This window comes from Labrenzia sp. ATLA3 (assembly GCF_057180185.1).
Genome location: NZ_JBXUKV010000003.1, coordinates 523,785 through 549,711 on the forward strand (window position 1 = coordinate 523,785; position 25,927 = coordinate 549,711).

The following is a 25,927-nucleotide window of genomic DNA, read 5'->3' on the forward strand; positions in this document are numbered from 1 at the left end:
CGCTGCCGAATCAGCCCGCGTTGAGGACGATGTCTTCTTCTTCGGAAACCGCTTCGGCGTCCTTCTTGTCCATCGTGATAATTTTCCTGTCCGCATCATCCTCGGACAAGGTCAATGGGGTCAGATCCTGCACGATGTCCGCTTCCGCTGCTTCCAGCTCAGCTTCATCGTCGGCATCGCCTTCAAACTCGAAGTCGTCGGCTTCGTCTTCCAAGTCGGCATCCACAACATGCCGGACAGCCTCGGCCGCCTTTCGCAAGGTCGCGATCACGTCGTCGACCGAAACCCCTTCCTCCAGTTGATTGGCGGAAAGCTCCGCAAGGCTGGCAAGAGCCCGGATAGTAGCGGTGGATCTCGGTTCAATCATCATGCGATCTCTCGACCTGTTGTACCGGCATATTCTATGCCGCAGAGACATTTTGACTTCCGGCAGCGAGCACGCCTTTGCCAGAAAAATGCTTACTTCAGTGTTAAGGAGTAGCGTAAATAAAAGGTTAACCGTGTTGACCGAAACGCTATACCACCGGCACAGTCAGAGATCTGACATCGATTTACTTGCGGGGACTTGGCGAGGGAACCGGAACGGTGAAGTCCAGGCCCTTGCGGAAGATCGAACCGGGAGAGGACTTGGACACGGCAGCGGCGGCTCCCGGGCGTGGCGCACCATCCCCGTTCTGCGGAATTGCCCCTGCGACCTTGGCATCCGCCGTCAGCTGCATCTTGGTGCGGATTTCGTGTTCCGCCCGCCGCACGGGATTGGCAACCGGCAGCGGCACGTCTTCCAGCACTATCGCGCCGGTCGCATCGGCTGGAACAATGCCAGGACTAACCGATGGCAACCCTTTCGGGTTGCCGAGACCAACAGTCAGCGGACGGTAGGCGATTCGGCGCGGACCGAGGGTTCGATCCAGAATCTTCGCCCAATCCGGCTTGCCGTTGGCCAGTTTGAAGCCGCTGTCGTCAAGCTTGTCTTCGTCGGTTTTGTTGGCCTTGGCGAAAAACAGGAAACCGCCCTGCTTTTCCTTTTCCATGTCGAACCGGGCCATATAGCCCTTCGGTCCCGGGCTCTTGTTGCGCCGGCAATATCCATCAGCGGGCGGATTTCCGGAGGAGCCCGTGAGGCTGGAGACCCTACGTCCGCCGCGCTTGCGGAACCCTTCGTCAAAGAGCTGCCGGGCAAACGCCGTGCGCTCCAGTCCCGAACCGGCACCCAGGATGATCGCGATCAGCGTCTTGTTGCCCCGCGTCGCGGAGGCGGCAACATTGTACCCGGAATTGCAGATATAGCCGGTCTTCATGCCGTTGGCCCCGGGCACGCGCAACAGAAACTCGCGGTTGGCGGAGCGCAAGGTCTTCTTGCCGAAGCGAATTCCCGGATGTTTGTAATAGTTGCGGGCTTCAGGAAAATCCCGGCGCAGCGCCATAGCCAGAATGGCAAGGTCTCGTGCCGTGGTCACCTGCCGGTTGTCGGGCAAGCCGTGCGGATTGTAAAAACGAGTGTTGGTCATGCCGAGGCGTTGAGCTTCCGCGTTCATCATGGCGATGAAACCGGCTTCCGATCCCCCGATGGCCTCGCCCAGCGCAACCGCGACATCGTTTGCCGACTTGATCAGGATGATTTTCAAAGCCGTGTCGACGGTGAAGCGCGTCCCGACCTTGAACCCCATCTTGCTCGGCGGTTCGGATGCCGAGTTCTTGGATTGCACCACGACACTGTCGAGCGAGGCTCGGCCTTCGCGGATGGCCTTGAATGTGACATAGGCGGTCATGAGCTTGGTAAGCGAGGCCGGATACCACTTGCGCGTGGCATTCTCCTCCTCGATCACGGCGCCGGAACTTGCGTCGATCAGGACATAGGCACCTATATCCGCCCGTGCCTGGCTGATGGCCAGACTCATGACAAGGGCGGTTACGGTCAGACAAATGGAAGTCAGGCGGCCAAACGGGCTTAAAAACACGATTTCCCTCGCTTATCATCCGTCGGATGACACGTCGCAATTGGGCAGTGGCAGCATAATTAGCTGCTATTCCCTTAAAAAACCGGAACATGGCGGCGAGAGCAAGCCCTTCCTGAAATCCGTTCCGCGCCAATCTTTGTTGCGTTTGCCTGTTTTTTAGGCAGCTTTTGGGCACGGACGTTGATAAGCTTCGGGAAACAGGGCCTTTTTTGCGCTGGCATCGCCTTGCGTTTCCAAATGACGGCCTTGGCCCGGCTCTTGCTAAGATTGACGAGGGCATATTGCCTATTGCGGCCCGGCCTCCGTCTGGACCAATTTGAACAGATGTGAAAAATAACAATGACTGAATGAGCCCGCAGGGGGGGCGGTCAAGCGATGTATGATGCTGGTCTGGCATCAGAAACGGACGGAAAGGCCATCGTCCTTCAGCGCGTGAAGGGCATCGGCAAGGTCCGCTTTTCAGCGCCGGATGGCAAAACCCGTCTGACCGACCTTTACCAGAGCGGGTCGGCAAAGGTTCGCCTGCCCAAAGTCTATGACACCCCTGCCACAGCCGTTCTCATCAACACCGCCGGCGGCCTCACCGGAGGCGACAAGCTCGACTATGAAGTTGGCGCCGATGCCGGTGTACACGTAATCGTGACAAGCCAAACCGCCGAACGCGCCTACCGCAGCCCGGGTGGCACCGCTGAAGTGAGCGGGCAGTTCACTGTCGGAGCGGGCGCGACCCTGGAATGGCTACCGCAGGAAACCATCCTGTTCGATGCCTCACGCCTCCGCCGCACGCTACGTGCGGATCTGGAAGGCGATGCGAGGTTGATGATGGTTGAATCTTTCGTTCTCGGCCGCAAGGCGATGGGCGAACAGGTCAAATCCACGTTCTATCGGGACAGCTGGCGCATCCGCCGCGACGGGAAGCTGATTTTCGCCGACGATATCCGCCTGGATGGCGACCCGGCTGAAGCGCTGGCTGGTCCCGCCACGGCCGCCGGCGCCATTGCCGTCGCAACCTTTGTCGACTGCTCTGCCGATGCCGAAGACAGGCTGCCGCGGGCAAGAGACCTGATCGACGCCCTGCCGGACGAAAGCGCCCAGGCGGCCGCCAGCGCCTGGAACGGGTTGCTGATCACCCGGTTTGTGTCCAATGATGGCCGCAGCTTGCGCACGGCCCTGATGTCGTTTCTCACCGGATACCGAATGACCGCGCTGCCGCGCGTCTGGTACTGCTGATTTGGAGGACTTTCTTTCATGATTCTGACGCCCCGCGAAAAGGACAAGTTGCTCATTTCCATGGCCGCGATGGTCGCCCGTCGCCGCCTGGAGCGCGGCGTGAAGCTGAACCACCCTGAAGCCGTCGCCCTGATCACCGATTTCGTTGTGGAAGGTGCCCGTGACGGGCGCACCGTTGCCGACCTGATGTCGGCAGGCGCCAAGGTGCTGACCCGCGACCAGGTGATGGAAGGTGTTTCCGAGATGATCCACGATGTTCAGGTCGAGGCAACCTTTCCCGACGGCACCAAACTCGTGACCGTGCACGAGCCTATCCGCTGACCGCCACATCCAAGGAGACGACCATGATCCCCGGAGAACTGTTTCCCGCCGACGGCGAAATCGAACTGAACACAGGCCTCGAGACACTGACGCTGGAAGTCGCCAACACCGGCGACCGTCCGATCCAGGTCGGCAGTCACTATCATTTTTTCGAAACCAACGAAGGCCTGTCCTTCGACCGCGACAAGGCGCGCGGCATGCGCCTGGATATCCCTGCCGGCACAGCCGTGCGCTTCGAACCCGGCCAGGCCAGACTCGTGACGCTGGTGCCTTACGGGGGCAACCGCACGGTCTACGGCTTCAACCAGAAAGTCATGGGCGAGTTGTGATCAGATCTGCACCATCTCTGTCGTTCTGGCTTGTCGGGCTGGGCCTTTTGCTGGCCGGTCCGGCCTCGGCCCAGGAACCAATCAACTGCGAGAATGCCATGACGCAAGCGGAAATGACCCAATGCGCCAACCTCGACTGGCTGAAGGCGGATGCGGAACTGAACATGGTCTACCGTTCGGCGATAGAAAAGATGACCGAGATGGACGCCTATCTGCCGGAGGGACTGCAAGGTGCTGTCGAGACGCTGCGCGAAGCCCAGCGCACCTGGATTCCCTATCGCGACAAGGCTTGTGACGCCTACGGTTTTCTGGCCCGTGGCGGAACCATGGAGCCGATGCTGGTCTACGGCTGCCGGGCCGATCTGACCCGCGACCGTATCGATGAACTGAGACAGCTTGACCAGGGTTTGGGGAATTGATGTCTGTGCGCGGTCTGATCCTTCCTGCCCTGGCGCTGTTTCTGGCGACCGCCAGCACGGCGAGCGCAGAGGAAGAGAAGGTCAACGAGAACATCGACTGCGGCTATCCGCTCACCAATGCCGAACGCAGCTTTTGTGCGGAAAAGGCTCTGAAGGAAGCGGATGCGCGCATGCATGAAGCCTTCGACCGCCTGCGGACCAGACTGGTGGAGATCGATGCCGAATTGCCGGATCACCTGAAGGGTGCACCGGCCAGCCTCGACGAAGCCCAGACCGCCTGGAAGAGCTACGCCGACAAGGATTGCACCGCCTACAGCTTCCCCTTCAAGGGTGGCACGCGCGGCGACGAACTTTACCGGAACTGCCTGATCGTCCTTACCATGAAACGCACAGAAGATCTGGATGCGACGGTTGAGGACTACGCGAATTAAACACACCGATTTCTGATCGCCGATTGGAGACTAGATATGGCCTACAAGATGCCCCGCGCCGCTTATGCGGACATGTTCGGACCGACAACCGGCGACAGGCTGCGCCTTGCGGACACCGATCTCATTGTCGAGGTGGAGAAGGATTTCACCACCTATGGCGATGAAGTGAAATTCGGTGGCGGCAAGGTCATCCGTGATGGCATGGGCCAGTCTCAGGCACCGCGCTCCGCAGGGGCGGTCGACACGGTCATCACCAACGTGCTGATCATCGATCACTGGGGCATCGTCAAGGCCGATGTGGGCCTGAGGGATGGCCGGATCGTCGGCATCGGCAAGGCCGGCAACCCGGACGTGCAGAACGGTGTCGACATCATTGTCGGTCCTGGCACCGAGGCGATTGCCGGGGAGGGCAAGATCCTCACCGCGGGTTCCATCGACGCCCATATTCACTTCATCTGCCCACAGCAGGTCGACGAAGCCCTGTGCTCCGGCGTGACCACCATGATCGGCGGCGGCACCGGCCCGGCCACCGGCACCAACGCGACCACCTGCACACCCGGCCCCTGGCACATCACGCGGATGCTCCAGGCCGCCGAAAGCTTTCCGATGAACCTTCTTTTCGCCGGCAAGGGCAATGCATCTCTGCCCGCAGCTTTGGAAGAGCAGGTGATGGCAGGCGCGGGCGCGCTGAAGCTCCATGAAGACTGGGGCACCACGCCGGCGACCATCGACAACTGTCTGTCGGTTGCCGATGAATACGACGTTCAGGTGATGATCCACACTGACACGTTGAACGAATCCGGCTTTGTCGAGAACACCACTGCCGCCTTCAAGAACCGCACCATTCACGCCTTCCACACGGAAGGGGCAGGTGGCGGCCATGCGCCGGACATCATCAAGGTGGTTGGCGAAGCCAACGTCATCCCGTCCTCCACCAATCCGACCCGGCCCTACACGATCAACACGCTGGAAGAGCATCTCGACATGCTCATGGTCTGCCACCACCTGCACAAGGACATTCCGGAGGACGTTGCTTTTGCCGAAAGCCGCATCCGCAAGGAAACCATTGCGGCGGAAGACATTCTTCACGACATGGGCGCGTTCTCGATCATTTCCTCCGACAGCCAGGCCATGGGCCGCGTCGGCGAAATCATCATCCGCACCATGCAGACCGCGCACAAGATGAAGGTGCAACGCGGCCGCCTTGCCGATGAAACCGGCGAAAACGACAACTTCCGGGTCAAGCGCTACATCGCCAAGACCACCATCAACCCGGCCATCGCCCACGGTCTGGACGAGTACATCGGCTCGGTTGAAGTCGGCAAACTGGCAGATCTGGTGTTGTGGGACCCGCAATTCTTCGGCATCAAACCGGCGCTGGTGCTCAAGCTCGGCTCTATCGCGACCGCTCCGATGGGCGATCCGAACGCCTCCATTCCCACACCGCAGCCGGTGCATTACCGGCCGATGTTCGCCTCTTATGGCAAGATGCTGACGCACAGCCGCGTCACCTTCGTGTCCCAGGCGGCTTATGACACCGGCGTCAAGCACAAGGCCGGCCTCGACAGTCTGGTGCTTCCGGTCAAGAACACCCGCGGCGGGATCTCGAAACAGTCGATGATCCACAACAACATGATGCCCCAGATCGAGGTGCATCCAGAGACCTACGAGGTTCGCGCCGACGGCGAACTGCTGACCTGCGAACCCGCCGAAGTGCTGCCGATGGCCCAGCGCTACTTCCTGTTCTAAGCACCGGACAGACGCGTACGGAAGAGGAAAGACATGTACAAGATCGTCGGATATCCGCGCTCACGGGCCATGCGGGTGATCTGGTTGCTGGAAGAATTGGGGGAGCCATATGAGCTCGATCCGGCCTTTCCGCAAACGGACACCGTCAAGGCGCTGAACCCGACCGGCAAGGTGCCTGTGCTGATTGTCGGAGACGAGGTGCTGACCGAGTCCATCGCCATTTGCGCCTATCTGGCCGACAAACATGGCCAGTTCACCTTTCCGGCCGGAACCATCGAACGCGCCCGGCAGGACAGTTTCACCCAGTTCGGAGTTGATGTTCTTGAAGGCGCGCTCTGGACGGCGGCCAAGAACAGTTTCATCCTCCCGGAGGAAATCCGGGTACCGGCAATCAAGGACGTTTGCCGAATGGAATTCGCACAGGGGCTCAAAACACTGGAGCAGCGGCTCGGGGACGGACCCTACGCGATGGGCGACACCTTTACGATTGCCGATATTCTTCTGGGAAGCTGCCTTGGCTGGGCCAGCAATGCCAAGTTCGAATTGCCGGACGAGGGGCCTGTCTGCGCCTATTTCAAGCGGCTGAAGGAACGCCCGGCCTTCCTCGCGACAATGGCAAAAGTTGCGGAGGCAGCATGATCCGCGTCGCGAAGATCCACAACGCAGGTTCATGGAACGGCCAGGCCCTCGACAAGGTCACGCTTGACCGGGAAGACCGCTACCGGCGCAGGGCTGTCCTCACCGGGGCGGACGGCTTGACCTTTCTGCTGGACGAACCTGTGGCTATCCATCTGCGCCACGGCGACGGTCTGGAGCTGGAAGACGGCCGGATCGTTGAGGTTCTTGCCGAGCCGGAAGAGCTGGTCGAAATTCATGCCGACGACGCGGCCCATCTGGTAAAGATCGCCTGGCATCTGGGCAACCGGCATCTGCCGACGCAGCTCATGGGCGAGACCCTGCGGATCCGGCGGGACCATGTCATTGAAGACATGGTGGAAAAGCTCGGTGGCCGGCTGACCGAGCTGTCTGCCCCCTTCGATCCGGAAGGTGGTGCCTACGGCCACGGCCGCACCCACGGACATGATCATGGTCACGGGCATTCGCACGACCATCAGCACGGGCACAGCCACGATCATAGTCACGACCATGGGTCCGGGCATTCCCATGACTGAGCCCTCAACGCCCCGATTACCCCTGTCGCCCCAGGCGCTTTACCGGCTGCAGGCCTTTCTGTCGCCGGCCTTTCCCATCGGCGCCTTCACCTACAGCCACGGGCTGGAACAGGTGATCGAGCAGGGCGGGGTGGCAAACGCACAGGACCTTGATGTCTGGCTGCGCGAAATCCTCCGCTTTGGCGCTGGAAGAAGCGACGCCATCCTTATGAAGGAAACCCACCGGGCGGCCCTCGCGGGAGACAGAAACACTGTTGCTGAGCTGCGGGACCTGGGTCTGGCCTTGCAGCCCTCCAGGGAACGGCACCTGGAATCAAGCGCCCAGGGCAGCGCCTTTTTCAGGGCCATTTGCAACAGCTGGATGCCGTCAGTGGAGACCCGGGCCGCTCAGCTGTTTCACGACTTCTCAGCAGAAGAAATCACGTCCTGGCCCTATCCCGTGGTGCTGGGTCTTGCCGCTGCGGCGCACGGATTACCGGTGGATGCCGCGCTCCATTGTTTTCTGCATGCTTTCGCCGCCAACCTGATTTCCGTCGCCGTGCGGGTTGTTCCCCTTGGCCAGAGTGACGGCCAGAAAGTGCTGGCGGGCCTGGAACCGGTGATCTTCGAAATCGCGAAAGACGCCGAGACGGCAGGTCTTGAGGATCTCGGCACCTCCACCTTTCTTGCAGATATTGCCTCCATGGCACATGAAACCCAATATTCGAGGTTGTTTCGTTCATGACTTCCCAAAACGGTCCCTTGCGCGTCGGCATTGGCGGTCCCGTCGGTTCCGGCAAGACCACGTTGACCGACAAGCTGTGCAAGGCCATGCGCGACCGCTACTCGCTCGCCGTCATCACCAACGACATCTACACGAGCGAGGACGCAGAGGCCCTGATGCGCTCGCAAGCGCTGACCAGCGACCGCATTCGCGGTGTCGAGACCGGCGGTTGCCCGCACACCGCAATCCGTGAAGACGCCTCCATCAATCTGGCAGCGGTGGCCGACCTGACCAAAAGCATCGCGGATCTCGACCTGATCCTGATCGAATCCGGCGGTGACAATCTCGCCGCAACCTTCTCTCCGGAGCTCGCCGATCTGACGATCTATGTGATTGACGTTGCCGCCGGCGAGGAAATTCCGCGCAAGGGCGGGCCGGGCATCACGCGCTCCGATCTTCTGATCATCAACAAGACCGACCTGGCGCCCTATGTCGGCGTCAACCTGGAAGTCATGGACCGCGACGCGAAAAAAATGCGCAAGGACCGGCCATTCGTCTTCGCCAATACAAAGGCGGGTGAGGGCATCGAATCCGTGGTAGACTTCATCGTCCATAAGGGTGGGCTTGACGGGTAAATCTTCGATGTTGATGGCCGCATGATCGCTGGCAGACAGGAAGCCTGCGCGCAAAACAATGCGCTCTGGTGCGATGCGGTGCTGAAATCCGCAGGTGCGAAGACCGAATTTCATGCAGGGTTCTGGTGCGCGCGGGACAAGACCCTGCCGCTTTATCCAAGCCTCGTCACCCTGTCGCCGAAGCCGGGGGCCGATTTTTTTACCGCGCTATCCGACGTGCCGGCAGGAGCCGGGGTGAAGGACAGTTTCGACGCTCTGGATCTCGCACCCTACGGCTTTCAGAAGCTTTTTTCCGGCACGTGGCTGTTCCGTCCGCCGGCAAGTTCCAGACGCGCCCCGGTCAGTTCCCACTGGCACAAGGTGGCAACTTCGGACAGCTTCAGGAAATGGCTGGCTGGCTGGAACAGCAACGAAAGCCTGCATGCCGTTTTCCCTCTCAGGCTTCTGGAACGAAAAACCATCGATTTCGCCGCCATCGTGAAGGACGGCACGGTCAAGGCGGGTGCGGTTTTCAACAAAGGGCCAAAACTGGACGGCAAGGACGTGCTGGGAATTTCCAACATCTTCTGCCGCAAGACCTGGCTCTACAGCGCCCTGCACGATCTTCTGGAGCCTTTCCCGAACCAGCAGCTGTGCACCTACGAAAAAGACGCAAACGTGCTTCCGGTCTATCGGCAGCTCGGTTTCGAACCTTGCGGGCAGCTTTCCGTCTGGCTGAAACAGTAACTCCAAACAGGACGAAGCCCGCCACTTTTACGCAGCGGGCTTCGAACTTCGTTGAGGACTGGCGGCGCTATTTCACCGTCACGGTCTGCCGCGCAACAATCTCCGCATCACCCGCCGACAGGACGAAGCGCAGCTCGTAGGTGCCCGGTTCTTCCGGTGTCCGCACCTCCACAACACCGTTGGAGATGTTGTCGGCGATCTCCCAGGCCCCCGGCGCCGTGCTCCACGCATCCTGGGACGGCTCGGCAAAACCGATGAAGTTGCTGCCGTTGGCCGGACCACTCGCCTTTACGCTGACATAGGTGGCAGCCGAAACTTCGGGCGGACCTTCCAGCGTTACCTCGGGGTCGATGACCTGCAGCGGCTGGCTGGCGAGGATCTTGGACCCGTCGGGGGTCGAGAGAATATAGCGCAGCTCGTAGGTATCCCGGGCCAGTGGCGCGATGATCGACACGCTGTCGCCCTCCGGCCGTTCGTAGGTGACATAGGACGAAACGTCCGAACCGACCGGCGCGATGCCGATCCAGTCGTCCGGCGCCTTCGGGCCACTCCAGGTCACATTCAGTCTGCCGCTGGCTTCCACTGTGCTGTCGGCTTGCAAGGTGGCGCCACTTTCGCCCACGGTGAGCGGTTGCCGTGTCAGGACGGTCTGATCGATACCGGTGACATAGATAACGTCATAGCTGCCGGCTTCGCTCGGGGCCTGAAGGGTGACGGGAGAGCCATCGACAGTGCCTTTCCAGCGGCCCTGATAATCATCGATCGTGCCGTCCTTCGGAACGATCCCGATCCAGTCTTCCGGCCCGTTGGGGCCTTCAAAGGCAATCTCGACCGGCTTTCCGGCAGCCACTTCGGCGGCAAAGGTCAGGGTTGCCTGGACTTCTGTCACCTTGACCGGGGCCTTGGCCAGAACCCGCTCGCCAGCTTCAGTCCAGACATAGACGATTTCATAATCGCCCGGCTGGGTCGGCAGTGCCAGTTTGGCTGGATTGCCGTCCTTGATATAGACCCACAAGTCCCGTTCCAGCCGATTTCCGTCCGGAGTGACCACGCGCAGGAAGTCACCGTCGAGACCGGGGCCGTCGAAAGCAACATCCAGCAGCGAGGTCGCAGGCGCCTCAGTGGATGCAGGCGTGACACTTGCCTCGGGAAGATTGCCATCCAGAAGAACGGTCTGCTGACCACCCTTGTCGGACACTTCAAGTGTTGCACCGCCGGCCTTTTCGTCGAGTTCGGCACCGACCACGTAGGATCCCGGCTCCAGTTCGACCTCGACGCTGCCGCCGGTCATGCCGGAAGCCACCACGGTCTCGTCATCGACGCGCGATACCGTCCACCGCACGGGGCCGTCAATGGGCTGGCCGCTTTCCTTGTCGGCCGCCGTCAACACGGTTACCGGCAGCGGCGCTTTTTCCTCCACTGCGGCAACACTTTCCTTGAGCGCTTCGGTCAAACCATCCGCATCCCTGGCGTTCCAGTAGGTACCGCCGGTCAGATGCGCAATACAGGCGATCTTGGCCTGATCCGACTTGGAGGCGATGTCGAAGCCGATGACATGGGCCTTGAAATCGACACCGGACTTGGCAAGCGCCTCGGCGAGGGCGCAGGGGTCACCGCCGCAAGTTTCGATGCCGTCGGAAATCAGGATGAGCCGTCCCGGACGGTCGGTCTGTGCGAGAAGGTCTGCCGCCTGGCGCAGAGTTTCAGTGATCGGTGTCTTGCCGCGCGGCGTGAGCGCCTTGACGCTCTCCACCAGTTTGGCGCGGTCCAGCTCGCTCACCGGCACCACCGTTTCGACATCGCTGCAGTCGGCCTTGCGGCGGTGGCCGTAGGCCATCACACCGGCCCTTGTGCCATCGGGAAGTTCGCTGACAAAACCTTCGAACGCGGACCGGGCAATTTCCGCCTTGGCGATGCCGTCGATCTGGCCCCACATGGAATTGGAAGAATCCAGGACGAACAAAAGATCCGGGGGTGTATCCGTCTGTGCCCTGGCAGGCGACATGACCATTGCGCCGCCAATGAGAGCGGCCCCCAGTAATCGAAACACAGGTTGCTTAGAAAACAGCATGAAACCATGGGCTCCTATAAAGTTTTTAGAAAAAGCCTTATCCGGAAAGGAGATAGGCGAGACGGGCCGAATTTAGAAACTCTTGCCATCTCGAAGTGTGATAAAAGTCGCAACTAGACAGAATTGCCAAGAAAAAAGTGACGCTGGGAGACCTGCAATGATGTTCGACGGTATCAACCTGATTGCGGTTGCCGTGGCCGCCATTGTGTCATTCCTGTTCGGGTCGCTCTGGTACGGCATCCTGGGTAAGGCCTGGATGAAGGCCGCCAACCTGACAAAGGAAAAGACCCGGCCGCGTCCCGTTGTCCTGGCAACGGCCTTTTTCTGCCAGATCATCATGGCTTTCGTCTTTGCCGGTGTCATCTACCACAGCGGCGGAGCCGACATCAGAAACGGGGTCATCTCCGCACTCATGATCTGGGTCGGCATCGTCATGACCACGCAAATTGTCAATCACCGTTTCCAGGGTCTGCCCTGGAATCTGACGCTGATCGATGGCGGACATTGGCTCGGGGTTCTGCTTGTTCAGGGCATCGTGATTGGGTGGCTGACTTGACCGCCATCGCCCTCAATATACGGGTAAATCCGTACGAATTTGAAGGTCTTAGGCCTTGCCATAGACCAAAGACTCGCCGACTAAAGTACCAAGTCTAGGTTCTGGACGCTCGATGGGGCCATGAGCATAATGGCCCCAGCAAAACAAGGCCGCGGAAAGGAGTTTTCACTTACCGCCGGTCCAATTGTGCTTACTGGGAGGTTTCACATGACTGAGTCCGTCTTTCCCGTTCCCGCGGAAGTTTCCGCGCGGGCGCATGTCGACAATGCCAAATATCTGGAAATGTATCAGCGGTCCGTGGAAGACCCGGAGGGCTTCTGGGGTGAGCATGGCAAGCGGGTCGACTGGATCAAGCCCTTCACCAGGGTGAAGAACACCTCCTACGACTATCACAACGTTTCGATCAAATGGTTCGAGGACGGAACGCTCAACGTTTCAGCCAACTGTGTTGACCGCCATCTCGAAAAACGCGGCGATCAGCCAGCGATTATCTGGGAAGGTGACGATCCGAACGAGCAAAAGGTCATCACCTACAAGGAATTGCACCACGAGGTGAACAAGTTCGCCAACGTGCTGCACGGCCAGGGCGTCAAGAAAGGCGACCGCGTTACGATTTATATGCCGATGATCCCGGAAGCTGCCTACGCGATGCTGGCTTGTGCGCGCATTGGCGCGGTGCATTCCATTGTCTTCGGTGGCTTCTCGCCGGACAGTCTGGCCCAGCGGATCGAGGATTGCGCCTCGGACTGCGTGATTACTGCAGACGAGGGACTGCGCGGCGGCCGTAAGGTGCCGCTGAAGGCCAACGTCGACAAGGCCGCCGAAAAAGCACCGGTGAAAAGCGTGATCGTGGTCAAGCGCACCGGCGGTGACGTGTCCATGCAGGCCGGTCGCGACGTCTGGTATCATGACGAAGCAGACCGGGTGTCCGATCACTGCGCTCCGGTGGAAATGAATGCGGAAGATCCGCTGTTCATCCTTTACACCTCCGGGTCGACCGGCAAGCCGAAGGGCGTGATGCACACCTCCGGCGGCTATCTGGTCTATGCCTCCATGACCCACGAATATGTCTTCGACTATCACGAAGGCGATGTCTATTGGTGCACGGCGGATGTGGGCTGGGTCACCGGCCACAGCTACATCGTTTACGGTCCGCTTGCCAATGGCGCCACCACGCTGATGTTCGAAGGTGTGCCGACCTATCCAGGACCAGGCCGCTTCTGGGAAGTGTGTGACAAGCACAACGTCAACATCTTCTACACAGCCCCGACCGCTATCCGTGCCCTGATGGGCGCCGGCGACGAGCATGTCACCAAGACCTCGCGCAAATCGCTGCGTCTTCTGGGGTCCGTCGGCGAGCCGATCAACCCGGAAGCCTGGAGCTGGTACTACAACGTGGTTGGCGAGAAGCGCTGCCCGATTGTCGACACCTGGTGGCAGACGGAAACCGGTGGCATCCTGATCACTCCGCTTCCGGGTGCAACCGACCTGAAACCGGGCTCGGCTACCCGGCCGTTCTTTGGCGTGCAGCCGGCAATTGTCGACGCGGATGGCAATTTCCTGGAAGGTGCGACGGAAGGCAATCTGGTCATCAAGGATAGCTGGCCCGGCCAGATGCGTACCGTCTATGGCGACCATGAACGCTTCGTCCAGACCTATTTTGCCACTTACAAGGGCCTGTATTTCACGGGTGACGGCTGCCGCCGTGACGAAGATGGCTACTACTGGATCACCGGCCGCGTCGATGACGTCATCAACGTTTCCGGACACCGTATGGGTACGGCGGAAGTCGAGAGTGCGCTGGTTGCGCACCCGAAGGTTTCCGAAGCCGCTGTGGTTGGCTATCCGCACGACATCAAGGGGCAGGGCATCTATGCCTATGTCACGCTGATGGAGGGTGAGGAACCGACCGACGAATTGAAGAAGGAGCTGGTCAAGCACGTGCGCTCGGAAATCGGGCCCATCGCTTCGCCTGATCTGATCCAGTTTGCGCCCGGCCTGCCCAAGACCCGCTCGGGCAAGATCATGCGCCGCATCCTGCGCAAGATTGCCGAAGACAGCTTCGACAGCCTCGGCGATACGTCGACCCTGGCCGATCCGACCGTTGTCGACGACCTGATCGACAATCGCCAGAACCGCGACTGACCGGCACGGTCTGCAACAACAACGCAAAAGGCTCGCCAACCGGCGAGCCTTTTTCAGTTTGCCATTCAGGTCCCGGATAGATCCTGCTATCTGGAAACGTAGATCTGCTGGATCTTCTTGGCGATATTGGCAAAGGCGTTGATCAGTTCGTCGGAACTCGTTGCCTTGTAGTAATTGCCCGGGCTGGCGCAGGACTGCATATTTTTGGAACCGGCCGACGTGTCTTTGGACCCGAAATAGACGCCGAAAATCGAAATTCCCTCGTCCTTCATATTCTGGCAAAGCGCACGCTGAGCTTTTGAGGAATTATTGTTGTAGCTCTCGCCTTCGCTGCGTTCCAGCCACCGATTGATGGGAACCATCTCGCATGTCCACTGCCAGCCGTACCGTCTCGAATAGACCCAGTCACATTCTTCCTGTTCCTTCACAAACTCGTAGTAACGGTTGTTATCGCCATCGGTCATGATGATCGCAAACTTGAGCACATCATCGTTGTCGTAAGGTTCCGGCTTGCTCACCAGAGGCCACACGTCCGAATAGTTCGGAGAGATACTGTTCCAGCCCCAGACCACGCCGGTCTGGCCAGCCGTACCGCCATTATCATCCAGAGCCGCAATCGCATCGAGCAACGTATCGCGCTCCGACGTCAGCGGGATCATCTTCGACGTGCTGGAACATTTATTGCTGCCACCGCCATAAAAAACGTCCTGCGGCGGCGGATTGGTCTTGACGTAATAATTGTAAGGCTTGTCCGTGTAGCGAACTTTGTAGATATCCTCGCCGTCGTCGTAATCCTGACGTTCGGTCACACATACGCTGCCGTCCCCATATCCCCAGACACCCCCTTTCACCTTCTCGGCGTAACTGCCCAGATTGACCCCCTGGCTGTAGGGGATGAGGGAAATGCGGACCTTACTGTCCGTTTCTTTCGTCTCCTCCGGGATGAGGATGTTCACCAGACCCTCGGACGCATCGCGCAGCGTTTGCATGTCGTTGCGCATGGAACCGGTGACGTCGACGACGAGGGCCAGTTCAACGTCGAACCGCGAATAGGTAACCTGGGAGCTCGTTCCAAAACTGAACGTTTCCGGCCCGAGGGCCTTCTTGCCGTATCCGCCCATGTCGATGAAATAGTTGTCGAGCGTCGCGAAGGACGACACCTTGATGGTGCCATTTTCAGGATCAACGACAAAGTCGAGATTCTTGACTGCCTCGTCCAGGAATTCGACACCTGCGAGGTTAGCCTTGAAGGAGTCTGCAAGGGCGTCCGTGATCTGCTTGTCGCTCATGACGCTGGTCGACAGATCCGCCGCCACGGAAAGCGCCGCCGCATCAATGGCGAAAGACAGCTTCTCGCGCGCGTTCACCGTTCTGGACACGTCGATGCTGATCCCGGCGATCACCACGATCAGGATGACCATGATACCGAAAACTGGCAAAATCGATGCTTTGCGATCGCCGGCAAGCTCTGTGAGCAGGGGCCGACCAATGAGACGCCTGAAATACTGCATTGCTGCCTCGTAATTTTCTGAGACAGTTAATGTAGAAAAGTACCTAATTCCTTAAACTGCATGTAGAAAGCAGGGGGTATCTTCCGTTTGGTAAACCAATTGGAAAGAAAAACGCCCCGCTCCGTGGCGCGTGGATGGTTCGCAGGCCGAATTCGAGACAGGTCCAGCCAGCGCATGTTCCGGACAATAGATACCAAGGCGAAGATCTTGCGCAGTCTCTCTTCGAAACCACCTGAAACCCGTTTCCGTGGCTTGAACAGATGAACGCGTTCTTCTGCCTTGAGACAGACGTCTGGCCGCGAAAGCTCGGCTGAATATCTCAGGTTGGATCGTCACACGGCCTCAGATCTTCGATCCACGTAAACACTCGTTTTGAGGTCCGCGCCTATGGTTCCAGCTCGGTGTCCCAGTACAGGAAGTCCAGCCAGCTGTCGTGAAGGTAGTTGGGCGGGAAACCGCGGCCATTGTTGTGCAGGTCCTGAATGGTCGGCTGGAACGGCATGTGCATCGGCCACATGTTCAGCTGTTGGCAGGACTTGTTGGATTTGCGCAGATTGCAGGGGGAGCACGCGGTGATGACATTGTCCCAGGTGGTCAGACCGCCTTTGGAACGAGGGACAAGGTGGTCGAAGGTCAGCTCATCCTTGGAGCCGCAATACTGACACTGGAATTTGTCGCGGAGAAAAACGTTAAATCGGGTAAAGGCGGGGTATCGGCTGGGTTTCACGAAGGTCTTGAGCGAGACCACACTGGGTAATCGGAACTCGAAGCTCGGACTTCGAACTGCCGCATCGTATTCCGCGACGATGTTGACCCGGTCCAGAAACACAGCCTTGATCGTATCCTGCCAACTCCACAAAGACAGGGGGTAGTAGCTCAACGGCCGGTAATCCGCATTGAGCACCAACGCCGGATGGGCGCCCGACGAAACCGCTATCGTCACCTTCCGCTCCTCATTCCCAGAGCACACCGCAACCAGACAGGGATGCGTTGCTCTAACAACTTACGTTAGATCAACTTCCAGCAATCAGGTGCCAACTGACAGCGCGTTGACCTGTCGGAATGTCCGTGATCCGGGCAAATGGACAGCGGAACATGTCCTTTTGTGACGAGAGTATTGTAGTGCCGAGGTGACAGTCTTGTGAAGCCCGGGAAAATCATTTCTGAATGCCGTAGCCGTGAGATGAGACCCGGCAAACGATTTTTCTTAACTCCATGAATTATTTACGCAAAAGAAAAATCCCCTGCGTCATTGTGACTGTTTTATCCGCAGAAGAAAAAAGGGCGCCTTGCGGCGCCCTTTCTCACGAACCGAAATGCGGTCGAATCAATTCGATGTCCACTCGCGAATATCGACGAAATGCCCGGCAATTGCCGCCGCAGCCGCCATGGCCGGTGAAACCAGATGGGTCCGGCCCTTGTGGCCCTGACGGCCTTCAAAGTTGCGGTTGGACGTTGATGCGCAGCGCTCGCCCGGCTTCAGCTTGTCGGCGTTCATGGCAAGGCACATGGAGCAGCCCGGCTCGCGCCATTCAAATCCGGCTTCCTTGAAGATGACGTCCAGACCTTCTTCCTCGGCCTGTTCCTTCACCAGGCCAGAGCCCGGAACGACCATGGCGCTGACGCTTGATGCCACCTTGTGATTGCCGATGACGGCAGCCGCAGCACGCAGGTCTTCGATGCGGCCGTTGGTGCACGAACCGATGAAGGCACGGTCGATCTTGATGTCCGTGATCTTCGTTCCCGGCTCAAGCCCCATGTATTCAAGGGCGCGTTTCTTGGAATCGCGGCGGTTTTCATCTTCGATTTCAGCCGGATCCGGCACGACGCCTTCCACCGAAATGACGTCTTCCGGAGATGACCCCCAGGAAACGATCGGCGGCAGGTTGGCAGCGTCCAGCTCGATCACCTTGTCGAAATAGGCATCTGCATCCGAATGCAGGGTCTTCCAGTAGTCAAGAGCCATATCCCAGGCTTCGCCCTTCGGCGCCTTCGGGCGGCCTTCGATGTACTTGAAGGTGGTTTCGTCCGGTGCGATCAGGCCTGCACGCGCGCCAGCCTCGATAGACATGTTGCAGACTGTCATCCGGCCTTCCATCGACAGGGCGCGAATGGCTTCGCCGGCATATTCGATCACATAACCGGTTCCGCCGGCGGTGCCGATCTTGCCGATGATGGCCAGAACGATGTCCTTCGCGGTGACGCCGGCCGGGATCTTGCCCTCAACCTTCACCAGCATGTTCTTGGCTTTCTTCTGGATCAGCGTCTGGGTGGCCAGAACGTGTTCCACTTCGGACGTGCCGATGCCATGAGCCAGGGAGCCGAAAGCGCCGTGGGTGGAGGTGTGGCTGTCACCACAGACAATGGTCATGCCGGGCAGGGTGAAACCTTGCTCAGGACCAACGATGTGCACGACACCCTGGCGCAGGTCGAGTTCGGAGTAATATTCGATCCCGAATTCGGCAGCGTTCTTGGCCAGCGTGTTGACCTGCAGCGCCGATTCCGGATCGTCGATGCCATGGCGGCGGTCGGTGGTCGGAACGTTGTGGTCGACAACGGCAAGCGTCTTTAGCGGCTGACGCACCTTGCGTCCGGCCATGCGCAGGCCTTCGAAAGCCTGCGGGCTGGTGACTTCGTGCACCAGATGGCGGTCGATGTAGAGCAGGCCGGTTCCGTCCGGCTGCATGTCGACCACGTGGTCGTCCCAGATCTTGTCGTAAAGCGTCCGTGCCTTGGCCATGGGTCTCTCCTCGGTCCATCCGAGCAAACGGTCAAACAGTCAAAAGTTTGCGAAGTGCCCGGTGATGCCCGTCGCGGCGCGTCCAGCCGCAAGGGTCTATCCTCGTTTATCGTAGCTAGTGAATGACGCAGCGCCGCCTGAAGGTCAAGAGCTCCGAGTTGAGCTGAATTCAACTCAGATTGACCGCCACCTGTGGAACGGACCGCAAAGCCCTCGATTTGCCCCAGGAAGCGTCCGGCGTTCGTGCCAATACAAAAAAAGGCGGCCCGAAGGACCGCCTTTTCGAAACATCTTGCCGGGCCGGCTTATTCGGCTGCGTTCTCTGCAGCTTCCTTGGCAGCAGCCTTGGCTTCTGCAGCGGCAGCCTTGGCGGCAACCACTTCCGCACGCACTTCTTCGTTGAGGCGCTTGGAGCGAGCGTTGGTGTTTTCCACGATACGGGCAGACTTGCCGCGACGGTCGCGCAGGTAGTAGAGCTTCGCACGACGGACCTTACCGCGGCGAACCACTTCAACGCCTTCCAGCATCGGGGAGTAGATCGGGAAGACACGCTCGACGCCTTCACCGTAAGAAATCTTGCGAACCGTGAAGCTCTCGTTGATGCCGCCGCCGGAACGGGCGATGCAGACACCTTCGTAAGCCTGGGTACGGGTACGCGTACCTTCGGTGACCCTCACGTTGACGCGAACGGTATCACCCGGAGAAAATTCCGGCAGCTTGCGCTGCTCTTCGATTTTCGCCATTTCCTCAGCATTGAGCTGCTCGATGATGTTCATGGCATATTTCCCTTTTGAATTACAAAGCGGTCAGAGCGTTATCCGGTTTTGGCCGGAAACGGGTTCACCGACTTTGGGCCATGTTGCTTGTCAGCCAGGATGTTCTGTTCCGCTGGAACCTTTCGGCCCCGGTTCAGAGCGCAGGTCTTTCCAAGGAAAAGACACAACTTCACCCAGCTTCGGCGCGCGTATACAGGAAATTTGCCCGACTGTCATGCGGATTCTTCAATCCACGTCGTCTTCATCCGCCATATAGGCGTCCCAGAGATCCGGCCGCCGCTCGCGCGTGAGGCGCTCGGCTTCAGCCATGCGCCACTCGTGGATCCTCCGGTGATTGCCCGAAGTCAGAACTTCGGGAATGGTGAGGCCTTCGAATTCGGCGGGCCGAGTATACTGCGGGTGTTCCAGCAGACCGCCTTCGAAGCTTTCGGTTTCCGCGCTGTCCATGTTGCCCATGACACCCGGGATCAGCCGGATAATGGCGTCCAGCATGGTCAATGCACCGATTTCGCCGCCCGAAAGAATGTAGTCACCAACGGAAACTTCCTCCAGTCCACGCGCGTCGATCACCCGCTGGTCGACCCCCTCGAACCGGCCGCAGACAATGACGGCGCCGGACCCTTCGGCAAGTTCACGCGCACGGTCCTGGGTGAAGGGCGCGCCCCGCGGGCTCATCAGGAGCCGCGGACGCGGATCGTCAGCAGGGGCGGCCGCATCGATGGCTTTGGCCAGAATATCGGCCCTGAGCACCATACCCGCGCCACCGCCAGCCGGAGTATCATCAACGGAGCGATGTTTATCCGTCGCAAAGTCGCGGATCTGACTGGTTTCGAGCTGCCACAGTCCCTTGTCCAGCGCACGCCCCGACAGGCTGTGGCCCAAAGGCCCTGGAAACATGTCCGGATAGAGCGTCAAAATGGTTGCTTTGAACGTCATTACGCCTGTCAGTTCCGCTGATTGGCCAATAAGCGCACCCCACACCACTCGTTGGTTAAGGGCCTGTTTACCGGTTTTCTGAAAACCTGTCGAATTCATCAGGCTAGGTGCCGGAAAGAAAGCTCTGATTAAGGCTCGCTCTATATCGTGGCAAGAGCATTTCAATCAGGTTCACCATCGTGGCAAAGTTTCCAGTCCTGCGTTTCAAGCTTCCCCGTTTCATTCAGGTTCATGTCGACCGTCACTATCTCGACATTTCCCTCAGCCGTGTCCTGCCCCTGTTCGCGCTGATGACCTTCGGCGTGTTTGCCGGTCTCGTGTTCAACACCGGCGTCGGCCACCCCTACGACAAAGTCATCCATATCGGCTTCTTCGCGCTACTGACCCTGTCCATCCATGCACTGTTCTGCTGCCGGCTGCGCATTTCCGCCGTGGTTGCCTTCGGCATGGGTCTGGCGGGCGAAGTGGTGCAGGGGTTCCTTCCCCACCACGAAATGTCGCTGCAGGATGCCTTTGCCAATGGGATCGGGGTTGCGCTGATCGTCGCGCTGATTGCCCTGAAGCGGTCCGAGGTTCGGCAGGCTGTCCGGCAGGAGGTTCCGTCAGAGGATCGCGAGGAACTCAATCTGGGAAAGATGGGCCTGCAGCCCGTGCCAACGCGTTACCTGTCCGGCGCATCCGTCGAGGGTTCGGGCGTTCCTTCGGAAAAATAGTCATCCGGCAGCGAAACGCTGACCCGGCCATTTTCCAGATCGATCTCCGGTACGAAGTCTTTCGTGAACGGGACATAGAAGCTCCGGCCACGCTTTGGCCGGACTTCCAGCAGATCGCCGGCCCCGAAATCCTGAACCGCAATGATCTTCCCGAGTGTCTCGCCAGTCTGGTCGATCACATCTAGGCCGGTCAGGTCGGAATAGTAGAATTCGTCTTCTTCAGGCTCGGGCAGCTGGTCGCGGTCGATGAATAGATCGATACCGTTCAGCTCTTCCGCCTGGTTACGGTCCGTGATCCCCTTGAACTTGGTGATCGCAACCGTCTTCTGCACCCGCGCGCGTTCCACTTCGAAGGAGCGTTTGCCGTCCCGGGTGGTCAGAATGCCGTAGTCGGCAAAGGAAAGCGGGTCGTCGCCATAGGGCTTGACCCGCACTTCCCCGCGAATGCCGTGCGCCGCACCGATCTTGGCCATCAGAACCTTCTGATCGTCCTCGGACGTCATCTCAAAAGGCTCCCTGGTTTATGGAATCCGGTGCGGCCTGGCGCATCTGCTTATTCTGCAGCAGCTTCTTCTGCCGGAGCGGCAGCAGCTTCAGCGGCAGCAGCGGCTGCGTCTTCTTCAGCCTGACGCTTTGCTTCCAGGCGTTCCTTCGCCTTCGTGCCCAGCTCGGCTTTCTTCGGGTTGTTGCGCGGCTCGCGCTTCAGCAGGCCGGCAGCATCCAGGAAACGGAGCACGCGGTCGGTCGGCTTCGCGCCGTTGCCCAGCCAATACTGAATGCGCTCGACGTTCAGGATCACGCGGTTTTCGGAATCCTTCGGCAGCATCGGGTCGTAGGAACCGACCTTTTCAATGAAACGGCCATCGCGCGGGGAGCGGATGTCAGCAATAACGATGCGGTAGTACGGGCGCTTTTTGGAACCGCCACGTGCCAGGCGAATTTTCGTAGCCATTTTTATGTCTCCAGTTTGTTCAGTTGCCGGCTTCAGCGGCAATGGCTTCGTGGTGCCGGATCACTTCCCTGACGATGAAGTTCAGGAATTTCTCGGCAAAGTCAGGATCGAGATTGGCGTCGCCGGCAAGTTGGCGCAGCCGCTCGATCTGAATTTTCTCCCGCGCCGGATCAGCCGGCGGCAGGTCGTTGGTCGCTTTCAGAACGCCCACTTTCTGGGTGCACTTGAACCGTTCGGCGAGCATGTGAACAAGGGCGGCATCGATGTTGTCGATGGATGCGCGAAGAGCCTTCAGTTCGCTCAAGGCAAGGCTTTCACCCAGCTTGGTCTCTGCTTCGCTCATCGTTTCTTGCCCTTGCCCATACCCGGAAACCCGGGAAGTTTCGGTCCGCCGAGGCCCGGAAGGCCCGGCATACCCATGCCTGGCGGCAGACCGCCGCCCAGCCCGCCAGGCAGGCCTTTCGGCAGATCCATACCGCCCGGCAGCTGGCCGGACTTGGCCATTTCTTCAAGCTGCTTGGGATCGACATCCGGCATTCCGCCGCCGCCGAGGCCGCCCATCAGCTTGCCCAGCATGCCTTTGCCCTTGCCCATCTTCTTCATCATGTCCGCCATCTGGCGATGCATTTTCAGAAGCTTGTTGACGTCGGCCACATCCATGCCGGAACCGGCAGCAATACGCTTCTTGCGGCTGGCCTTGAGCAATTCGGGTTTTTGACGTTCGGCAGGTGTCATGGATTCAATGATGGCGACCTGGCGCTTGAACATCTTGTCGTCGATGTTCGATGCCTCGATCTGCTTCTTCATCTTGCCGACACCCGGCAACATGCCCATCATGCCGGACATGCCACCCAGTTTTTCCATCTGGCGCAATTGCTCGGCGAGATCTTCCAGGTCGAAATGACCCTTCTGCATCTTCTTGGCCATTTTCGCGGCCTGTTCCGCGTCGATGGCTTCAGAGGCTTTTTCGACCAGCGAGACAATGTCGCCCATGCCCAGGATGCGGTCGGCAATCCGGCGCGGATGGAAGTCTTCCAGAGCGTCCGACTTTTCGCCGGTACCGATCAGCTTGACCGGCTTGCCGGTGACCGCCTGCATGGAGAGCGCCGCACCGCCACGGCCGTCACCGTCCATACGGGTCAGGGCGATACCGGTGATGCCGACGCGCTCATCGAAGCTTTGCGCCAGGTTGACGGCGTCCTGACCGGTCAAACTATCGGCGACCAGCAGGATTTCGTGCGGCTGGGCAGCGGCCTTGACGTCCGCCATTTCGACCATCAGCAGCTCGTCGATGTGAATACGGCCGGCGGTGTCGAGCATGACCACGTCATAACCGCCAAGCTTGGCGGCGGACATGGCCCGCTTGGAGATTTCGACCGGACCTTGACCGGCGACGATCGGAAGTGTGTCGATGTCGTTCTGCTCGCCCAGAACCTTCAGCTGTTCCTGTGCGGCCGGACGGCGGGTGTCCAGCGATGCCATCAACACCTTGCGCTTGTCGCGCTGTGTCAGGCGGCGGGCAATCTTGGCAGTGGTGGTCGTTTTACCGGAGCCCTGCAGACCGACCATCATGATTGCCACCGGTGCCGGCGCGTTCAGGTCGATCGGGTGGGCTTCCTCACCGAGCATCTCGACCAATTGGTCATGAACGATCTTCACGACCATCTGGCCCGGGGTCACGGACTTGACCACCTCGGCCCCGACGGCGCGGTTGCGCACCTTGTCGGTGAAGGACCGTACGATCGGCAGCGCGACGTCGGCCTCGATCAGCGCGCGGCGGATTTCGCGCAGCGCCTCGTTGACGTCGTTTTCCGACAGCGCACCGCGGCCGGTGAGCTTGTCGAAAATACCGCTTAATCGATCGGACAGGCTTTCAAACATCAGTAGTCCTTGAATAATCTCGGTTTCGGGAAGTCTCCCGAACCATATGGGCAACCGCCGGTCATTTCCAACCGGATCAACCCGCGCAAAGCAGTTTGACACCCGAGGGCGCAACGCGCTGTCGGGTGTTAACCTCCGGGATCTCTTTACACCTTTACGGGTCCCGGTCGGCGGATCGAAATTTCAATCACTCATATGGAGTTCGCGGGTCTATGCCCGAAACGCGGGCAAGAGTCAAGGAACCGGCGGAAATTCCCGTTTCCTGCGGCACTTGTTTTCTGTCCGCCGCGATATGATGGCTTTGGCCCCTCCCGCTTCGGCGCTTCATGCACGCGAACGGCTCTCCAATCAGCTCATGAGCGCTTGGGTGCTGATCGCGATCGAAGTCAGGATGGCAGCGGTCAGCAGCACCGCGGCCAGACCCAGCAGAAGACCGAAGATGACCACAAGGCCGTCGCGTTCCACGATGCCGACACCGGCAATGAACAGTGCGACCGCCGGAAACCAGCCGCTGAGCGGCACAGGCAGAAACAATGTGAAAGCAATCACGAACAACGCAAGCCCAAGCAAGCGCTCATGTTTGCGCGCGAACAGACCTTCGTACCGGTGGGCCAACACGCGCTCCAGCCGCATTGTGACGGGACGCAGGCGCACCATCGTCCGCCGCAGCTTGTTGTGATTGAGGGAAAGACGCGCCAGCGGTCCGGGCAACTTCACATGAGGAAACCCAAGCACCATCTGGAATGTTGTGACGAGCACCGGCAGGCCGGTGACGAGCGAGGAACCGGGCGGCAGAGGCAGAAGCGTCAGCAGGGAAAACAGCACGATTGCCCAGCCGAACGACGTCTCGCCCAGCGCTAGCAGCAAATTGCCGAGCGTCAGTGTGCCGTCCCGGTGCTGGTCGCGTGATGTCCGCAGGATCGGGAGCGACAGCGAAGGTCTTCGGCGTCTTTCGCCCTGCATTCAAGTTTTCCGTTACAGCTTCTCGGTCGCGCCGGGTCTATCATCCCGTTTGAAATAAATCCAACGCCGAGTGGCGCGATGCCAAGTTTCGCTGTTGGTCACAAAGACGCGGCTCCGGAAAGGCTGGCGTCCTCAGTCCCGCTTCGACGTCTCGTATTTGGCCGAAACCTCGTAATAGTCGTTAAAGCCGATACGCTCACGCAGTTCCTTGAAGTCCATGAGATCCGGGGTGCGGTCCCGATCGCTCTTCAGGTCCTGCAGCGTTGCCACCATTGCCTTCATGGCGCTGGCCATCAGGGTCAGCGGATAGGCGGCAATGGCGTAACCGATGTCCTGAAGATCCTTGTGCGAAAGATCCGGCGTCTCGCCACCTTCCACGATATTGGCCATCTTCGGTCCCGGCAGTTCCCGGCAAATCTCCTGCATTTCGGCAACCGTCTTGGGCGCTTCGACGAACAGGATATCGGCGCCAAGCTCCTTGAACCTGGCAGCCCGGGCGATTGCCTCGGCAAGACCATGCTCGTGGCGGGCATCGGTACGGGCGAGGATAAGAATGTCGGCGCCCGCTTCCTTTGCATCCTGGGCCGCCCGGATCCGGTCAAAAGCTTCTTCACGGGAAACAACCGCCTTGCCCGGTGTATGGCCGCAGCGCTTCGGAGCGACCTGATCCTCGATCATCACGGCCGCAGCGCCCGCCTTGGCCATGCCGGTTACCGTGCGGCGCACGTTCATCGCATTGCCATAGCCGGTATCACCGTCCGCCAGCAGCGGAATACGAATGGCATCGCTGATGTTGCGCGCCTGATCAAGCACCTCGCCATAGGACATCAGCCCCAGATCCGGCTGGCCGATCCGCGATGCGGAAGCGGCAAAGCCGGACATGAAGGTGAGATCGAACCCGGCCTGTTCGATCAGCTTGGCCGACAGGGCATCGTAACAGCAGGGCATGACGTTGAGTTTCGGCTGCTCCAGCAGCGCGCGGAGCAAATCTGCCGGTGACGGCATGACAA

At 59.5% G+C, this 25,927-nt stretch carries 27 protein-coding genes and 1 pseudogene; 14 read left to right on the plus strand and 14 right to left on the minus strand.

The annotated features are described in order from the left end of the window. Positions 1-10: 10 nt before the first annotated feature. The gene (locus AC2A6O_RS10390) at positions 11-370 is read right to left on the minus strand and encodes a hypothetical protein (RefSeq protein ID WP_498926792.1); all 360 of its coding nucleotides are present in this window, start codon (positions 368-370) and stop codon (positions 11-13) included. Between the two features lie 181 nt (positions 371-551). After that, on the minus strand, positions 552-1,958 hold the full coding sequence (locus AC2A6O_RS10395; protein WP_498926794.1) for a D-alanyl-D-alanine carboxypeptidase family protein: 1,407 nt from the start codon (positions 1,956-1,958) through the stop codon (positions 552-554). Between the two features lie 375 nt (positions 1,959-2,333). Here AC2A6O_RS10395 and AC2A6O_RS10400 point away from each other — a divergent pair, with 375 nt between their 5' ends. The 11 genes from AC2A6O_RS10400 to AC2A6O_RS10450 all read left to right on the plus strand — a co-directional run bounded on the left by AC2A6O_RS10400 (position 2,334) and on the right by AC2A6O_RS10450 (position 9,673). Continuing rightward, positions 2,334-3,188 (plus strand): urease accessory protein UreD, encoded by an 855-nt coding sequence (locus AC2A6O_RS10400; protein ID WP_498926796.1) that lies wholly within the window; start codon positions 2,334-2,336, stop codon positions 3,186-3,188. 18 nt (positions 3,189-3,206) lie between these two features. Further along, positions 3,207-3,509 carry an urease subunit gamma gene (locus AC2A6O_RS10405; RefSeq protein ID WP_148583369.1) on the plus strand — a complete coding sequence of 101 codons (303 nt, stop codon included), beginning with the start codon at positions 3,207-3,209 and terminating at the stop codon, positions 3,507-3,509. Between the two features lie 23 nt (positions 3,510-3,532). Then, entirely contained in the window at positions 3,533-3,838 is a 306-nt protein-coding gene (locus AC2A6O_RS10410; protein ID WP_148583368.1) for an urease subunit beta, read from the plus strand. Positions 3,839-3,936: 98 nt separating this feature from the next. Beyond that, positions 3,937-4,257 carry a lysozyme inhibitor LprI family protein gene (locus AC2A6O_RS10415; RefSeq protein WP_209001011.1) on the plus strand — a complete coding sequence of 107 codons (321 nt, stop codon included), beginning with the start codon at positions 3,937-3,939 and terminating at the stop codon, positions 4,255-4,257. Beyond that, positions 4,257-4,688 (plus strand): lysozyme inhibitor LprI family protein, encoded by a 432-nt coding sequence (locus AC2A6O_RS10420; RefSeq protein ID WP_498926799.1) that lies wholly within the window; start codon positions 4,257-4,259, stop codon positions 4,686-4,688. Before AC2A6O_RS10415 ends, AC2A6O_RS10420 begins: the two co-directional genes overlap by 1 nt. A gap of 36 nt (positions 4,689-4,724) precedes the next feature. Then, positions 4,725-6,437, plus strand: coding sequence for an urease subunit alpha (ureC, locus tag AC2A6O_RS10425; protein WP_148583365.1), 1,713 nt, complete (start codon positions 4,725-4,727; stop codon positions 6,435-6,437). Positions 6,438-6,470: 33 nt separating this feature from the next. Beyond that, positions 6,471-7,076 (plus strand): glutathione S-transferase family protein, encoded by a 606-nt coding sequence (locus AC2A6O_RS10430; protein ID WP_498926801.1) that lies wholly within the window; start codon positions 6,471-6,473, stop codon positions 7,074-7,076. Next, the gene (locus AC2A6O_RS10435; protein WP_498926803.1) at positions 7,073-7,609 is read left to right on the plus strand and encodes an urease accessory protein UreE; all 537 of its coding nucleotides are present in this window, start codon (positions 7,073-7,075) and stop codon (positions 7,607-7,609) included. Before AC2A6O_RS10430 ends, AC2A6O_RS10435 begins: the two co-directional genes overlap by 4 nt. Beyond that, entirely contained in the window at positions 7,602-8,333 is a 732-nt protein-coding gene (locus AC2A6O_RS10440) for an urease accessory protein UreF (protein WP_498926805.1), read from the plus strand. The genes AC2A6O_RS10435 and AC2A6O_RS10440 overlap by 8 nt, the downstream gene beginning before the upstream one ends. Continuing rightward, a complete protein-coding gene (gene ureG, locus AC2A6O_RS10445) occupies positions 8,330-8,947 on the plus strand; it encodes an urease accessory protein UreG (RefSeq protein ID WP_498926807.1) in 618 nt (205 codons plus the stop codon). The genes AC2A6O_RS10440 and ureG overlap by 4 nt, the downstream gene beginning before the upstream one ends. A gap of 21 nt (positions 8,948-8,968) precedes the next feature. Further along, on the plus strand, positions 8,969-9,673 hold the full coding sequence (locus AC2A6O_RS10450; protein WP_498926810.1) for a hypothetical protein: 705 nt from the start codon (positions 8,969-8,971) through the stop codon (positions 9,671-9,673). A gap of 67 nt (positions 9,674-9,740) precedes the next feature. On the opposite strand, the gene AC2A6O_RS10455 is transcribed toward AC2A6O_RS10450, so the two are convergent. Beyond that, positions 9,741-11,744: a vWA domain-containing protein gene (locus AC2A6O_RS10455; protein WP_498926812.1), complete on the minus strand. Its 2,004-nt coding sequence runs from the start codon at positions 11,742-11,744 to the stop codon at positions 9,741-9,743. Between the two features lie 157 nt (positions 11,745-11,901). On the opposite strand from AC2A6O_RS10455, the gene AC2A6O_RS10460 reads away from it, so the two are divergent. Next, positions 11,902-12,300: a DUF1761 domain-containing protein gene (locus AC2A6O_RS10460; protein ID WP_498926813.1), complete on the plus strand. Its 399-nt coding sequence runs from the start codon at positions 11,902-11,904 to the stop codon at positions 12,298-12,300. A 207-nt stretch (positions 12,301-12,507) separates the two neighbouring features. Further along, a complete protein-coding gene (gene acs / locus AC2A6O_RS10465) occupies positions 12,508-14,445 on the plus strand; it encodes an acetate--CoA ligase (protein WP_498926814.1) in 1,938 nt (645 codons plus the stop codon). A gap of 86 nt (positions 14,446-14,531) precedes the next feature. Here the strand turns inward: acs and AC2A6O_RS10470 are convergent, their stop codons facing one another. The 5 genes from AC2A6O_RS10470 to trmD form a co-directional block, all read right to left on the minus strand. Beyond that, entirely contained in the window at positions 14,532-15,956 is a 1,425-nt protein-coding gene (locus tag AC2A6O_RS10470; RefSeq protein ID WP_498926815.1) for a pilus assembly protein TadG-related protein, read from the minus strand. Positions 15,957-16,341: 385 nt separating this feature from the next. Beyond that, a complete protein-coding gene (locus tag AC2A6O_RS10475; RefSeq protein WP_006936861.1) occupies positions 16,342-16,899 on the minus strand; it encodes an HNH endonuclease in 558 nt (185 codons plus the stop codon). Between the two features lie 384 nt (positions 16,900-17,283). After that, positions 17,284-18,696: a 3-isopropylmalate dehydratase large subunit gene (leuC, locus tag AC2A6O_RS10480; RefSeq protein ID WP_148583356.1), complete on the minus strand. Its 1,413-nt coding sequence runs from the start codon at positions 18,694-18,696 to the stop codon at positions 17,284-17,286. A 305-nt stretch (positions 18,697-19,001) separates the two neighbouring features. Beyond that, the gene (gene rplS, locus AC2A6O_RS10485) at positions 19,002-19,472 is read right to left on the minus strand and encodes a 50S ribosomal protein L19 (RefSeq protein ID WP_148583355.1); all 471 of its coding nucleotides are present in this window, start codon (positions 19,470-19,472) and stop codon (positions 19,002-19,004) included. A gap of 225 nt (positions 19,473-19,697) precedes the next feature. Further along, the gene (gene trmD, locus AC2A6O_RS10490) at positions 19,698-20,408 is read right to left on the minus strand and encodes a tRNA (guanosine(37)-N1)-methyltransferase TrmD (RefSeq protein WP_498926818.1); all 711 of its coding nucleotides are present in this window, start codon (positions 20,406-20,408) and stop codon (positions 19,698-19,700) included. Between the two features lie 179 nt (positions 20,409-20,587). Here trmD and AC2A6O_RS10495 point away from each other — a divergent pair, with 179 nt between their 5' ends. Next, positions 20,588-21,121 (plus strand): VanZ family protein, encoded by a 534-nt coding sequence (locus tag AC2A6O_RS10495; RefSeq protein ID WP_148583353.1) that lies wholly within the window; start codon positions 20,588-20,590, stop codon positions 21,119-21,121. A gap of 11 nt (positions 21,122-21,132) precedes the next feature. Here AC2A6O_RS10495 and rimM read toward each other — a convergent pair. The 6 genes and pseudogenes from rimM to AC2A6O_RS10525 form a co-directional block, all read right to left on the minus strand. Then, positions 21,133-21,624: pseudogene (gene rimM / locus AC2A6O_RS10500) on the minus strand (ribosome maturation factor RimM); the annotation flags it as partial. Between the two features lie 50 nt (positions 21,625-21,674). Beyond that, positions 21,675-22,073, minus strand: coding sequence for a 30S ribosomal protein S16 (rpsP, locus tag AC2A6O_RS10505; protein ID WP_148583351.1), 399 nt, complete (start codon positions 22,071-22,073; stop codon positions 21,675-21,677). Positions 22,074-22,092: 19 nt separating this feature from the next. After that, on the minus strand, positions 22,093-22,416 hold the full coding sequence (locus AC2A6O_RS10510) for a chorismate mutase (protein ID WP_148583350.1): 324 nt from the start codon (positions 22,414-22,416) through the stop codon (positions 22,093-22,095). After that, positions 22,413-23,954, minus strand: coding sequence for a signal recognition particle protein (ffh, locus tag AC2A6O_RS10515; protein ID WP_498926821.1), 1,542 nt, complete (start codon positions 23,952-23,954; stop codon positions 22,413-22,415). Before ffh ends, AC2A6O_RS10510 begins: the two co-directional genes overlap by 4 nt. Positions 23,955-24,302: 348 nt before the next feature. After that, positions 24,303-24,917 (minus strand): exopolysaccharide biosynthesis protein, encoded by a 615-nt coding sequence (locus AC2A6O_RS10520; protein WP_148583348.1) that lies wholly within the window; start codon positions 24,915-24,917, stop codon positions 24,303-24,305. Between the two features lie 132 nt (positions 24,918-25,049). After that, a complete protein-coding gene (locus tag AC2A6O_RS10525) occupies positions 25,050-25,922 on the minus strand; it encodes an isocitrate lyase/PEP mutase family protein (RefSeq protein WP_498926824.1) in 873 nt (290 codons plus the stop codon). Between the last annotated feature and the right edge of the window lie 5 nt (positions 25,923-25,927).

Excerpts from the sequence above, each read along its gene's own strand:
- AC2A6O_RS10390 (WP_498926792.1), bottom strand. The coding sequence starts at position 370 with ATGATGATTGAACCGAGATCCACCGCTACTATCCGGGCTCTTGCCAGC.
- AC2A6O_RS10400 (WP_498926796.1), top strand. The coding sequence starts at position 2,334 with ATGTATGATGCTGGTCTGGCATCAGAAACGGACGGAAAGGCCATCGTC.
- AC2A6O_RS10405 (WP_148583369.1), top strand. The coding sequence starts at position 3,207 with ATGATTCTGACGCCCCGCGAAAAGGACAAGTTGCTCATTTCCATGGCC.
- AC2A6O_RS10410 (WP_148583368.1), top strand. The coding sequence starts at position 3,533 with ATGATCCCCGGAGAACTGTTTCCCGCCGACGGCGAAATCGAACTGAAC.
- AC2A6O_RS10415 (WP_209001011.1), top strand. The coding sequence starts at position 3,937 with ATGACGCAAGCGGAAATGACCCAATGCGCCAACCTCGACTGGCTGAAG.
- AC2A6O_RS10420 (WP_498926799.1), top strand. The coding sequence starts at position 4,257 with ATGTCTGTGCGCGGTCTGATCCTTCCTGCCCTGGCGCTGTTTCTGGCG.
- ureC (WP_148583365.1), top strand. The coding sequence starts at position 4,725 with ATGGCCTACAAGATGCCCCGCGCCGCTTATGCGGACATGTTCGGACCG.
- AC2A6O_RS10430 (WP_498926801.1), top strand. The coding sequence starts at position 6,471 with ATGTACAAGATCGTCGGATATCCGCGCTCACGGGCCATGCGGGTGATC.
- AC2A6O_RS10435 (WP_498926803.1), top strand. The coding sequence starts at position 7,073 with ATGATCCGCGTCGCGAAGATCCACAACGCAGGTTCATGGAACGGCCAG.
- AC2A6O_RS10440 (WP_498926805.1), top strand. The coding sequence starts at position 7,602 with ATGACTGAGCCCTCAACGCCCCGATTACCCCTGTCGCCCCAGGCGCTT.
- ureG (WP_498926807.1), top strand. The coding sequence starts at position 8,330 with ATGACTTCCCAAAACGGTCCCTTGCGCGTCGGCATTGGCGGTCCCGTC.
- AC2A6O_RS10450 (WP_498926810.1), top strand. The coding sequence starts at position 8,969 with ATGATCGCTGGCAGACAGGAAGCCTGCGCGCAAAACAATGCGCTCTGG.
- AC2A6O_RS10455 (WP_498926812.1), bottom strand. The coding sequence starts at position 11,744 with ATGCTGTTTTCTAAGCAACCTGTGTTTCGATTACTGGGGGCCGCTCTC.
- AC2A6O_RS10460 (WP_498926813.1), top strand. The coding sequence starts at position 11,902 with ATGATGTTCGACGGTATCAACCTGATTGCGGTTGCCGTGGCCGCCATT.
- acs (WP_498926814.1), top strand. The coding sequence starts at position 12,508 with ATGACTGAGTCCGTCTTTCCCGTTCCCGCGGAAGTTTCCGCGCGGGCG.
- AC2A6O_RS10470 (WP_498926815.1), bottom strand. The coding sequence starts at position 15,956 with ATGCAGTATTTCAGGCGTCTCATTGGTCGGCCCCTGCTCACAGAGCTT.
- leuC (WP_148583356.1), bottom strand. The coding sequence starts at position 18,696 with ATGGCCAAGGCACGGACGCTTTACGACAAGATCTGGGACGACCACGTG.
- rplS (WP_148583355.1), bottom strand. The coding sequence starts at position 19,472 with ATGAACATCATCGAGCAGCTCAATGCTGAGGAAATGGCGAAAATCGAA.
- trmD (WP_498926818.1), bottom strand. The coding sequence starts at position 20,408 with ATGACGTTCAAAGCAACCATTTTGACGCTCTATCCGGACATGTTTCCA.
- rpsP (WP_148583351.1), bottom strand. The coding sequence starts at position 22,073 with ATGGCTACGAAAATTCGCCTGGCACGTGGCGGTTCCAAAAAGCGCCCG.
- AC2A6O_RS10510 (WP_148583350.1), bottom strand. The coding sequence starts at position 22,416 with ATGAGCGAAGCAGAGACCAAGCTGGGTGAAAGCCTTGCCTTGAGCGAA.
- ffh (WP_498926821.1), bottom strand. The coding sequence starts at position 23,954 with ATGTTTGAAAGCCTGTCCGATCGATTAAGCGGTATTTTCGACAAGCTC.
- AC2A6O_RS10520 (WP_148583348.1), bottom strand. The coding sequence starts at position 24,917 with ATGCAGGGCGAAAGACGCCGAAGACCTTCGCTGTCGCTCCCGATCCTG.
- AC2A6O_RS10525 (WP_498926824.1), bottom strand. The coding sequence starts at position 25,922 with ATGCCGTCACCGGCAGATTTGCTCCGCGCGCTGCTGGAGCAGCCGAAA.